Raw genomic sequence first — 12,392 nt, 5'->3', positions numbered from 1 at the left:
TTTTTCTACTATATGGGCTGGGGCAGACAAGTATGATCAGCTTGAATAAGAACGTTTGTTTCTTCTTAACATGCATCATATAATAGTAGGTAAAGGTCATTTTTCTAAAAAGAAGGGAGGGCCAGGATGTCTTTCGTACACTTACAGGTGCAAAGCGGCTACAGCTTGCTTGACAGTGCCGCATCAGTTAAGGATTTGGCAAAAAAGGCTGCTTTGCTCGAGTTTGATTCGATTGCTTTAACAGATTTTCACGTCATGTATGGAGCAGTTGAATTTTACAAAGAATGCAAAAAACACGGGCTGAAACCCATTTTGGGAGTAACGGCTTCTGTCTTTAGCGGAACAGAACAAACCCCCTTTCCGTTGGTGCTGCTGGCGAAAACGAATACAGGTTATCAAAATCTGCTAAAAATCAGCAGCGTCCTTCAATCAAAATCAAAAGAAGGATTAAAAGAAGCATGGCTGAAAAGCTACAGCAAGGATATCATTGCGCTGACGCCTGGAGAAAAAGGATACATAGAACGTTTATTGCTGAACGGGAAAGAACGAGAAGCAGAGGAAGCGGCGATTCACCTAAATTCCATTTTCGGAAATAATCATTTTTATCTTTCTCTTCAGCCCTATAAAACGAATGAGCGATTGTCTGATTTGATTGTGGATTTATCGGAAAAAACCAGGATTCCCATTGTAGCTTCAGGGGATGTCCATTATCTCGAAAAAAAAGATCGTTTTGCATACACATGTTTGAAGGCGATAAAAAACGGCGAGAAAATTTCAGACTATCACGATGTGGACGAACAACTTCACCTCAAGTCATCTGTAGAAATGAGCGAGTTATATCGTGCATATCCACATGCTTTGGAAAATACCGTGCGCATCTCAGAAGTCTGCCATGTTGACTTATCATTAGGCCAGACGAAGCTCCCGGCCTATCCTTTACCTGAAGGAAAATCAGCGGACGGCTATTTAAAAGAGCTCTGTTTAGCCGGGATCGATCAGAGAAAGCTTAACCATTCCCGTTACATGAAACGATTGGAATACGAGCTCGAAATTATTAGTGGCATGGCTTTTAGCGATTACTTTTTAATCGTCTGGGATTTTATGAAGCATGCCCATGAGCAGGGGATTGCGACTGGTCCTGGAAGGGGTTCTGCTGCTGGATCTTTGGTGTCTTACGTACTTAATATTACCGACGTGGATCCGATTGAGCACGACCTGTTATTTGAACGGTTTTTAAACCCTGAGCGGATCAGCATGCCCGATATTGATATTGACTTCCCTGATAATCGAAGAGACGAAGTGATTCAGTATGTAAAGGAAAAATACGGAGTGAGTCACGTGGCACAAATTATTACGTTCGGAACGTTAGCGGCCAAAGCAGCGCTTAGAGATGTCGGCAGAGTGATGGGCATCAGCCCTAAGCAATCGGATGAGCTTGCCAAGATGATTCCTGCGAGACCTGGAATTACATTGGACAAAGCCAGAAGCGAATCGGATAGATTGGATCGGACATTATTGGACTCCCCCTTATATGAACGGATTTTCTCAATTGCAAAGACGATCGAGGGTCTTCCCCGTCACGCCTCTACCCATGCGGCGGGAGTTGTTCTCAGCAAGGAGCCTTTAACAAATGTAATTCCCGTTCAAGATGGCCATGAAGGGGTTTATCTTACACAGTACTCGATGGAGCATCTTGAGGATCTCGGCTTATTGAAAATGGATTTTTTAGGTTTGAGAAATCTCACTTTAATTGAGTCGATAAAAAGGCTGATTGAGAAAGATAAACGAATTGAAATTGATTTCTCACAGGTACCAAAATCGGATGAAAAAACGTTCGAGCTATTAGCAAAAGGGGATACAACAGGAGTGTTCCAGCTCGAATCGACGGGAATGAGAAGCGTGCTGAAAAGGCTGAAGCCCACCGGTTTTGAAGATATTGTCGCAGTGAATGCACTTTACCGGCCAGGACCAATGGAGAATATCCCGGTCTTTATTGATCGGAAGCACGGTAAGCAATCAGTCGATTATCCACATCCCAAGCTAAAGGAAATTTTAAAAGACACGTATGGTGTCATCGTATACCAGGAGCAGATTATGAGAATCGCTTCTGAAATGGCGGGCTTTAAACTGGGTGAAGCAGATCTGCTTAGGCGAGCGGTTTCAAAAAAACAAAAATCGATACTTGATAAAGAACGAGAGCATTTTGTAAACGGCTGCCTGAAAAAAGGCTATGCGGAGAGCGTTGCCCATGAAGTTTATGATTTAATCGTCAAATTTGCAAACTACGGATTTAACAGAAGCCACGCTGTTGCATATAGTATGATCGGATTTCAGCTTGCCTATTTAAAAGCACATTTCCCTTTAAATTTTATGGCAGGCCTTTTAACGAGCGTGATTGGAAATGAGGAAAAGATATCCAACTATCTATTAGAAGCGAAAGATAAGGGACTTGAGTTGCTGGGACCGTCTGTAAATCACAGCGAGTATGCATTTAAGGTCGAAAACGGAAAAATAAGATACAGCCTAAAAGCAATAAAAAACGTAGGGGTTGCGGCAGTAAAAGAAGTGTTTCAAGAGCGAAAAAAGGGGAGATTTACCGATCTTTTTGACTTTTGCTTCCGATTATCGCAATCTGCTTTGAATCGTAAAATGTTGGAATCCCTTGTACTTTCAGGTGCAATGGATGAATTTGGCCAAAACAGGGCAACCCTTCTGGCCTCCCTCGATGTAGCCCTGGAGCATACGGCCTTGTTTGGCGATCAAGGAAACCAGCTCGGCTTGTTTCAAGAGGAAATGTTTGCGATCAAGCCTAAATACACAGTGATGGAAGAGTTCCCTGTTATTGATTTGCTCAACTTTGAAAAGTCAGTTCTTGGCTTTTATTTTTCAAGCCATCCGATTTCCCCGTACCGCGAAAAGTTATCTGCTTCAGGCGCGAGTGAGATCGCTGATTTGCACAAGAAAGGATTCAAGAAAGCAAAAGCAGGTGTATTGTTAAGCAAAATGAAAGTCATCCGTACAAAAAACGGGCAATCTATGGCTTTTCTGCAGCTGAGTGACGAAACGGGAGAGCTTGAAGCCGTCATTTTTCCTGATCAACTTAGAGAGTACAATCATGTACTGATTGAAGGAGCTTTAGTCTTAGCAGAAGGAAGAATGGAATTTAGAAATGAAAAACGGCAGCTTATCGTGAGCAAAGCATATCCAATCGAAAACTTGTCGGCTGATGAACATCCTTCAATGTATATAAAAATTGAAGAGCATATGCATACGAATGAGTTATTGGAAAAGATCAAAGGCGTTTTAATAGGCAATAAAGGAATGACTGAAGTGTATATATACTATGAAAAACAAAAACAAACCGTAAAACTGCATCCAATGTACAATCTAAATGCGTCGCATACTGCATTATACCGATTAAAAGAGCTCGTCGGTGATAAAAATGTCATCATGAAATCGTAGACAGGCAATCCATTCTGCTTTACATTTAATGTGCGCCATTTTTTTGCAGATACATGAATTTTCAGTATACATTTACAGTCCCCTTGAAGGAGTGAAGAAAATGTCTTTGAAAGAAGAAGCACTACATATGCATAAGGTAAACCAGGGAAAGCTGGAATCTAAATCCAAGGTCCAGGTAAGGAATGCAAAGGATTTGAGCTTAGCCTATTCACCGGGAGTGGCTGAGCCTTGTAAATCCATATACGACGATAAGACCAAAGTGTATGATTATACAATGAAAGGCAATATGGTAGCTGTTGTTTCTGACGGTACGGCAGTGCTCGGGCTTGGTAATATCGGGCCGGAAGCCGCACTTCCGGTTATGGAAGGCAAAGCAGTTCTCTTTAAAAGCTTTGCCGGAGTCGACGCCTTTCCTATCTGTTTAGGAACTTCAGACGTAGATAAAATCGTAGAAACGGTAAAGTTGCTCGAGCCTACGTTTGGCGGTGTCAACCTTGAAGATATTGCTGCCCCAAATTGTTTTGTCATAGAGGAGCGCTTGAAGAAAGAAACAAAAATACCGATTTTTCATGATGATCAGCACGGCACGGCGATTGTCACTGTTGCCGGTCTGGTGAATGCACTTAAGCTGTCTGGCAAATCGTTATCCCAGATAAAAGTTGTCGCCAATGGCGCCGGTGCTGCTGGAATCGCTATCATTAAGCTGCTATACCATTTCGGTGTGAGAGATATTGTCATGTGTGACTCAAAAGGAGCTATTTATGAGAACCGCCCGCAAGGCATGAATCCTGTAAAAGCTGAGGTTGCTAAGTTTACGAATACTTTAAAGAAGGAAGGCTCCCTTCAAGATGTAGTAAAAGGTGCGGATGTTTTTATCGGCGTCTCTGTTGAAGGGGCATTGACGAAAGAAATGATTTCTTCAATGGCCAAGGATCCGATTATTTTTGCAATGGCAAATCCGAATCCTGAAATTATGCCTGAGGAGGCTAAAGCTGCGGGAGCAAAAGTTATAGGTACTGGAAGGTCTGATTTTCCGAACCAAGTTAACAATGTGCTGGCTTTTCCCGGCATTTTCCGCGGAGCGCTTGATGCGCGGGCAACCCACATCAATGAAGAAATGAAAATCGCAGCTGTCGAAGCGATTGCTTCCCTAGTTTCTGAGGATGAGCTCAGTCCGGATTATGTTATACCCGCTCCATTTGATGCAAGAGTAGCTCCAGCTGTCGCAAAGGCAGTTGCTAAGGCTGCAATGGAAACCGGGGTCGCTAGAATTGACGTAGATCCTGAAGAAGTTGCTGAGAAGACAAGAAAACTGGCGATCATTGAATAAAATTGCAATTCGGGTTCGCTTTTTTCGCACCCTCGTCTCGTGTTGTCGAGGCAAGTGCGTTGTTTTCCTTAATTTCCTTCTTGTAGTTCTTTTGGAATAAAAAACAAGTATTCCTCCACATTTTGCTCATTTTCACTATTTCATTTGCAAAAATTTCTTATCGAAATATAATGATCATAATTACCGCTCTATAACCTTGATATATCAGCCTTTTCAGCTTCTTATCGAAATTGCGGTAAAGGCTTGTATCAGGTGAAAATGTCGTATGAAGGATGACAGCCTTCGACAAAAAAAGTACAATAGTTTCGGTAAAGTTATCTCATGATCCTTTCAAACGTATCAATCGGCGGAGGAAATGGACATGATGTTATAGAAATACCCTTTTAGGAAAGGGAGGTAGTCACTTGCTAAAGGACTTTTTTACAAAAAAGAAAAAATATGCTTCTGTTCCAGCAGATAAAGTGAACCAGGACGTGCCTGCAGGGATTATGACCAAATGCCCAAGCTGCAAAAAAATTCTTTTAACAAAAGAATTGGACAAAAACTTAAGAGTTTGTATGAACTGCGGCCATCATCTGCAGATGAATGCAAGGCAGAGAATCAGCAGCCTTTTTGATGAGGGATCGTTTCAAGAATTCAATGAAGGCATGCGTTCAAATAACCCGCTTGAATTTCCTGGCTATCTTGAAAAGCTGGAAAAAGACCGTGAAAAGACTTCATTAAATGAGGCGGTCGTCACGGGCGAAGGTAAAATCGAAGGGATTCCGGCAGTCATTGCCGTCATGGACGCTTCCTTCCGTATGGGGAGCATGGGCACAGTGGTCGGAGATAAAATTTCGAAAGCGGCAGAACTAGCAAAAAATAAACGCTATCCCTTACTGATATTTACAGCTTCAGGGGGAGCGAGAATGCAGGAAGGCGTTCTTAGCTTAATGCAGATGGCAAAAACAAGCTCCGAATTAAAATTCTTAAGCAATGAAAAAGGTTTGATCATATCTATTATGACCCATCCTACAACCGGCGGGGTATCTGCCAGCTTCGCTTCTCTTGGAGATATTAATTTGGCTGAACCTGGTGCATTAATTGGGTTCGCAGGAAGGCGAATTATTGAACAGACGATTCGCGAGAAATTGCCGGATGACTTTCAAACCGCTGAATTTTTATTAAAACACGGACAGCTGGATGCAATCGTCCATAGAGCGGAAATGAAAAGCACGCTGGCACAATTGTTAAAGCTTCACCAAACAGGAGGTGAACTGGAATGGTTGGAGAATTAGAATTTGAAAAACCGCTAATTGAACTGCGGGAAAAAATATCGGAGTTAAAAAAATTCACAAAGGATTCAGCTGTTGATCTAAGTGCGGAAATCTCAAGGCTTGAAGCGCGTCTTGTCAAGCTGGAAGATGATATTTACACGAATTTGAAGCCTTGGGACAGAGTCCAAATTGCCAGACATCCGAAGCGTCCCACGACGCTTGATTATGTCGAGCATTTATTTACCGATTTTTTTGAGTGCCATGGCGACCGGCTTTACGGAGATGATGAAGCCCTTGTTGGCGGAATTGCTAAGTTCCAAGGCCTTCCTGTGACCGTAATAGGCCAACAACGAGGAAAAGACACAAATGAAAACATTCGCAGAAATTTTGGCATGCCGCATCCGGAAGGCTACAGAAAAGCTTTACGGCTAATGAAACAAGCTGATAAGTTCGGAAGACCAATCATTTGTTTTATTGATACGAAAGGAGCCTACCCGGGGAAAGCGGCTGAGGAAAGAGGACAAAGCGAGGCAATCGCCCGCAACCTTTTTGAAATGGCCGATTTAACTGTACCGGTTATTTGTATTGTAATCGGAGAAGGCGGCAGCGGCGGAGCTCTTGCACTTGGAGTAGGCAATCATTTGTATATGCTTGAAAATTCGACGTATTCGGTTATTTCTCCAGAAGGTGCTGCAGCTCTTTTATGGAAGGATTCGGGTAAAGCCAAATTGGCCGCAGAAACGATGAAGATCACCGCGGATGATTTAAAGAAACTGGGTATTATAGAATCTGTTATAAAAGAGGTCAGAGGCGGTGCTCATCGTAATATTGAAAAACAGGCTCAACTTATTAAAGATACTTTAACAGAGTCGTTAAAGGAATTGATCAAATTAGATCAAGCTTCTCTTTTGAAACAAAGATATGAAAAATATAAAGCTATTGGCAAAGTATCTGCTGAAAACGAGTTTGCAGAAATAAAGTAAAATAAAGCGTGAGCCATTTAGGCTTCACGCTTTTAGTGCGGTCGAAAAACAGTGATCATATAAATAATTACGTAAAATTTGTTTAAAATATTAAAATAAAATAGTATAATAAAAAAGTCTGTGTAGATTCAATTACATAAAGTTCCCTATTATTATTTGTTTTGGCCCTGTGAAAATGGTATGTTAGAAGTAATAAGAGCTTTCTCGAGGTGACGAATTAGTGAAAAGAATCGGAGTATTAACAAGCGGCGGAGATTCACCAGGAATGAATGCCGCTGTTCGTGCGGTTGTCAGAAAGGCAATCTATCAGGAAGTGGAAGTTTTTGGGATTTACAATGGTTATTCAGGTTTAATCAGTGGGAAAATTGAAAAGCTTGAGTTAGGCTCAGTCGGGGATATTATCCATCGAGGCGGGACTAAGCTATACACTGCAAGATGCCCTGAGTTTAAAACGATTGAAGGCAGAAAAAAAGGAATTGCCCAGTTAGAAAAGTTTGGTATTGAAGGTCTCGTCGTTATAGGCGGAGACGGCTCTTACATGGGGGCTAAAAAGCTGACTGAAATGGGATTCCCGTGTGTGGGTGTGCCGGGGACGATCGATAATGATATTCCTGGAACTGATTTTACCATTGGTTTTGATACAGCGTTGAATACAGTTATTGACGCAATCGATAAAATCAGGGACACGGCGACCTCTCATGAACGTACATACGTAGTGGAAGTAATGGGCAGGCATGCCGGAGATATCGCATTATGGTCCGGACTTGCCGGAGGAGCGGAATCAATTTTAATTCCTGAAGCTGACTATGATATGGGAGACATCGTTTCTAAGCTGAAACGCGGACATGACCGTGGCAAAAAACACAGTATTATTATTGTGGCCGAAGGTGTAGGAAGCGGTGTTGATATCGGGGAAAAAATCGAAAGAGCGACCGGTTTAGAAACCCGGGTTTCAGTACTAGGCTATATTCAGCGCGGAGGGACTCCGACGGCGGCTGACCGTGTATTAGCAAGCAGGCTTGGTGCCTATGCAGTAGAACTCTTGCTTGAAGGAAAAGGTGGACGCTGTGTCGGAATTCAGAGCAATGAACTGGTCAACCATGACATCCTGGAAATATTAGATCAGAAACATTCAGTAGATCAAAACATGTACAAGTTATCGCAAGAGTTATCCATTTAAGGAGGAGTCGACGTATGAGAAAAACCAAAATTGTTTGTACCATAGGACCAGCCAGTGAAAGTGTTGAGACGCTCACTAATTTAATGGAAGCGGGAATGAATGTTGCACGGCTGAACTTTTCCCACGGAGATTATGAAGAGCATGGTGCCCGAATCTCAAATATTCGCAAAGCAAGCGAAAGCATCGGAAAAAACGTAGCACTGCTTCTTGATACGAAAGGTCCGGAAATCCGTACTCATACTATGGAGAACGGGGCGATTGAGCTTAAAGAAGGATCCGAAATCATTGTTTCTATGAAAGAAGTAATCGGAACGACAGAAAAGTTTTCTATCACCTACGAAGGATTAATCGAAGATGTTCATGAAGGCTCCATTATCTTGCTTGATGATGGCTTAATCGGCCTGAAGGTTACAGAAGTGAATAAAGGTTCAGATGAAATTAAAACGACGATTATGAACAGCGGAACGTTAAAAAATAAAAAAGGCGTGAATGTTCCAGGCGTAAGTGTTAATCTTCCTGGAATTACAGAGAAGGATGCAAATGATATTGTGTTCGGAATTGAACAAGGTGTGGATTTTATCGCAGCTTCCTTCGTACGCCGCCCTTCCGATGTATTAGAAATTCGCGAGCTGCTTGAAGAGCATAATGCAACGGATATCCAAATCATCCCTAAAATTGAAAACCAAGAAGGCGTCGACAATATTGACGATATTCTTGAAGTTTCCGATGGACTGATGGTTGCTCGTGGAGATTTGGGTGTTGAAATTCCTGCTGAGGAAGTTCCATTAGTTCAGAAGGAATTAATTAGAAAGTGCAACGCGCTCGGCAAACCGGTAATTACTGCTACGCAAATGCTGGACAGCATGCAGCGTAATCCGCGTCCGACAAGAGCGGAGGCAAGTGACGTTGCTAATGCAATTTTTGATGGTACAGATGCGATTATGCTCTCAGGTGAAACTGCAGCTGGAATTTATCCTGTAGAAGCTGTACAAACAATGCATAATATTGCTTCCCGTTCAGAACAGGCGCTTAATTACAAAGATATTCTTTCTACAAGAAGCCAGCAGGTCGGCATGTCAATTACGGATGCAATTGGACAATCTGTAGCCCATACTGCGATCAATCTTGATGTATCTGCAATTGTAACACCAACCGTAAGCGGCCATACAGCGCGAATGATCAGCAAATACCGCCCGAAAGCTCCGATAGTTGCTGTAACGACGAGTCCTTCTGTAAGCCGTAAACTAGCCTTAGTATTCGGTGTCGTTGCTACAAGCGGCGGCAAGTGCTCAACGACCGATGAGATGATCGAAGGGGCTGTACAGGAGTCTATTAACTCCGGAGTTGTCAACCATGGGGATCTGATTGTTATAACAGCTGGTGTTCCGGTAGGAGAGGCTGGTTCAACAAATCTCATGAAGGTTTATATTGTTGGCGATATTATTGCAAAGGGACAAGGAATAGGCAGAAAATCTGCGTATGGTAATGTTGTCGTTGCAAATAATGCGAAAGAAGCTAATGAAAAAATGACATCAGGCTCTGTGCTTGTAACGCGCAGTACAGACCGTGATATGATGGAAGCACTAGAAAAGGCATCCGCGTTAATTACAGAGGAAGGCGGCCTTACAAGCCACGCGGCGGTAGTTGGCCTCAGCTTAGGTATCCCTGTTATTGTCGGTCTTGAAAATGCTACTTCCATTTTTAACGACGACGATGAAATTACGGTTGATTCAACACAAGGTGCGGTGTATAAAGGACGTACAAGCATCCTATAAAAAACTGTTATGCTTTGCCTGATTATTTCTCTTGTAAACTATAAATGAGGAGGGACAATCCATGAGAAAGTTTTTAATTGTCTTAATTGCTATTCCGATAATAGACATTATCCTCTTTATTCTTTCAGGAGACTTAATCGGGTTTTTACCAACGATTTTGCTCATTTTACTAACAGGGGTACTCGGGGGATTGCTATCTAGAAAACAGGGAGCTGCCGTTTACAGAAAAGTGCAGCGCGATCTTCAGTACGGTAAAATGCCAGGAGATTCGATCGTAGAAAGCCTGTGCATTTTTGCAGGAGGATTACTTTTGATCCTGCCTGGCTTTTTATCGGATCTTATCGGCATTTTGCTGCTTATCCCGTTTACCCGTAGATGGATAAAGCCGTTTATTATCAATTGGTTTAGAAAAAGAGCTGAAAAGAACCGTATAAAAATTATTCAATGAAAACGGCAGCCTGTATATGCAGGCTGCCTTTCATTTTTTTTTGCCGGAAGCAACATATTGCCAAATCTCATATGCGACTCCCGTATTGATAAGGGTTTGAAGAATAACTAATATGACCGGTCCGATAATCAGCCCTAAAAATCCAAACAGCCGAAAACCTGCAAACAAGGCAATCAATGTGGCGAGTGGATCAAGCCCAATCGATTTGCTAAGAATTTTTGGTTCCATGAATTGCCGAATGATTAAAACGGCACTATATATAATACTGATCCCAATTGCGAGAGGAAGCTGGTCCGAAAGCACCAAATATATCGTCCAAGGAACAAATACAAAGCCGGTTCCTAAATACGGAAGCAAATCTACAATTGCAATGAGCAAGGCGACCGTCACTGCGTGTTCCAGCTGTATCAAAAAAAAGCCCGTTAAAACGATTAAAAATGTGATGCCGATCAGCTGAAGCTGTGCTTTGATAAATCCATTAAACGCTTTTTTAAGTTCCGCAACCACCGCTTCTCCGCTGTCAATTACTTGCTTTGGAATAGCCTTTGTCATAATATCTTTTAATTTGTACCAATCCTTGCTGATAAAAAATGTTCCAAGCAGGGAAAAAACGACTGCAGTGGCCGTCCCGGGAATTGAAGTGATCATGAGCGGGATACTTTCGAGAACTCTGGAAATGAAAGTGCCTGAGTTGCTTAGAGCTTGCTCACTGAACCGATCAAATTGACGGATGAGCGATTCCTGCTGTCCGGATTCCAGACCGTAAAAAAATTTCATGGATTGGTTGTAAAGCGGAATGATTTTGTCTGAAAATATTCGCTCCCAAATGAGATAAATCCGATTGAATTGAGTCGGTAAAAAATCTGCCAAATAAGCGGTTCCCGAAATAATTTCTGCAATGAAAATTGACATCAAACCGATGCCTGCCAGCAAAAAAAAGAGCAGAACCAAAGCCACGTTGATGCTTCTTGGAAACATCGTGCGTTTTTCCAAAAGTTCAACAAGGGGATGGATAACCAACGAAATGATGAGCGCTAAATAAAAAGGATAGATATACGAAAAGGAAATATAGAGAAGAAAAAGGCTTCCTATTAATAAAAAAAGCACAATAAATGCTCGATATAGGATAGCTAAATGGGATTGAATCACATCAGCCACCTCCTGGTTCCGGCATGTCCCATATCTCATCCTATTCCCAAAAAAAATGATTATGATAGAGAAGGGGGGATTTAAATGACAATCATAAGCCAAGCCAATTTATTTTTGCTCCTGCTGCTTCTTATAGCGTTGGCTGCCAAAAATAATTCTTTAATAATTGCTGTGTCTGTTTTGTTCGTGATCAAGCTTGTGGGAGCCGGTGACAAATTATTGCCGCTTTTGCAATCAAAAGGAATCAATTGGGGAGTTACAGTGATAACGATTGCCGTCCTTGCCCCAATTGCCACGGGTGAAATCGGCTTTAATCAGCTTTATGAATCGTTAAAATCCTCGTATGCATGGATCGCACTCGGTTCAGGAATTGCAGTTGCGCTTATAGCTAAAAACGGATTAACGCTATTATCTGAAGATCCCCATATTACCGCTGCGCTCGTATTAGGAACGATTTTAGCTGTATCCCTTTTTAAAGGTGTAGCTGTCGGTCCTTTAATCGGTGCGGGAATTGCATACCTTGTGATGCAAGCCGTAAAATTATTCTCCTGAAGCTTTTATTTCATCATTAGAAAATTAGGATATGATTTTTTTAAGAAAACATAAATTAATATAAAAGTGATTTGAATGAGCGAAGATCACTTATAGGAAAGGACAACTAAGCGAAAAAAATAAGCGGGGAAATTATAGTTAAACATTTAACAAATGATCCATTAACGTTTATAATGGGGGTAGGCACCTAGATGGGGTAATGCCTATCTCTAATAAATTGCTGCAAATTTCTAAATTTTTTGTAATACATGAAAATG

Annotated in this window: 9 protein-coding genes; 8 read left to right on the top strand and 1 reads right to left on the bottom strand. The window is 41.9% G+C overall.

The features are described 5' to 3' along the window. Positions 1 to 126: 126 nt before the first annotated feature. The 7 genes from dnaE to AM592_RS10610 all read left to right on the top strand — a co-directional run bounded on the left by dnaE (position 127) and on the right by AM592_RS10610 (position 10,434). Positions 127 to 3,462 carry a DNA polymerase III subunit alpha gene (gene dnaE / locus AM592_RS10640; RefSeq protein WP_053603785.1) on the top strand — a complete coding sequence of 1,112 codons (3,336 nt, stop codon included), beginning with the start codon at positions 127 to 129 and terminating at the stop codon, positions 3,460 to 3,462. A 100-nt stretch (positions 3,463 to 3,562) separates the two neighbouring features. Further along, positions 3,563 to 4,792, top strand: a complete 1,230-nt coding sequence (locus AM592_RS10635; RefSeq protein WP_053603784.1) for an NADP-dependent malic enzyme — start codon at positions 3,563 to 3,565, stop codon at positions 4,790 to 4,792. Between the two features lie 404 nt (positions 4,793 to 5,196). Continuing rightward, positions 5,197 to 6,069, top strand: a complete 873-nt coding sequence (accD, locus tag AM592_RS10630; protein WP_053603783.1) for an acetyl-CoA carboxylase, carboxyltransferase subunit beta — start codon at positions 5,197 to 5,199, stop codon at positions 6,067 to 6,069. Then, positions 6,054 to 7,031, top strand: a complete 978-nt coding sequence (accA, locus tag AM592_RS10625) for an acetyl-CoA carboxylase carboxyl transferase subunit alpha (RefSeq protein WP_053603782.1) — start codon at positions 6,054 to 6,056, stop codon at positions 7,029 to 7,031. The genes accD and accA overlap by 16 nt, the downstream gene beginning before the upstream one ends. A gap of 220 nt (positions 7,032 to 7,251) precedes the next feature. Continuing rightward, positions 7,252 to 8,211 (top strand): 6-phosphofructokinase, encoded by a 960-nt coding sequence (gene pfkA / locus AM592_RS10620; RefSeq protein ID WP_053603781.1) that lies wholly within the window; start codon positions 7,252 to 7,254, stop codon positions 8,209 to 8,211. 14 nt (positions 8,212 to 8,225) lie between these two features. Further along, the gene (pyk, locus tag AM592_RS10615; RefSeq protein WP_053603780.1) at positions 8,226 to 9,986 is read left to right on the top strand and encodes a pyruvate kinase; all 1,761 of its coding nucleotides are present in this window, start codon (positions 8,226 to 8,228) and stop codon (positions 9,984 to 9,986) included. Positions 9,987 to 10,047: 61 nt separating this feature from the next. Further along, complete coding sequence (locus AM592_RS10610) at positions 10,048 to 10,434, top strand: FxsA family protein (RefSeq protein ID WP_053603779.1); 387 nt, start codon at positions 10,048 to 10,050, stop codon at positions 10,432 to 10,434. 30 nt (positions 10,435 to 10,464) lie between these two features. Here AM592_RS10610 and ytvI read toward each other — a convergent pair whose 3' ends face one another. Next, positions 10,465 to 11,583, bottom strand: coding sequence for a sporulation integral membrane protein YtvI (gene ytvI / locus AM592_RS10605; protein ID WP_053603778.1), 1,119 nt, complete (start codon positions 11,581 to 11,583; stop codon positions 10,465 to 10,467). Positions 11,584 to 11,673: 90 nt separating this feature from the next. Here ytvI and AM592_RS10600 point away from each other — a divergent pair, with 90 nt between their 5' ends. After that, positions 11,674 to 12,135 carry a DUF441 domain-containing protein gene (locus AM592_RS10600; RefSeq protein WP_053606071.1) on the top strand — a complete coding sequence of 154 codons (462 nt, stop codon included), beginning with the start codon at positions 11,674 to 11,676 and terminating at the stop codon, positions 12,133 to 12,135. Positions 12,136 to 12,392 lie beyond the last annotated feature (257 nt).

This window comes from Bacillus gobiensis, from assembly GCF_001278705.1.
Classification (GTDB): Bacteria; Bacillota; Bacilli; order Bacillales; family Bacillaceae; genus Bacillus; species Bacillus gobiensis.
This window is presented reverse-complemented; position numbering and strand designations above follow the sequence as displayed.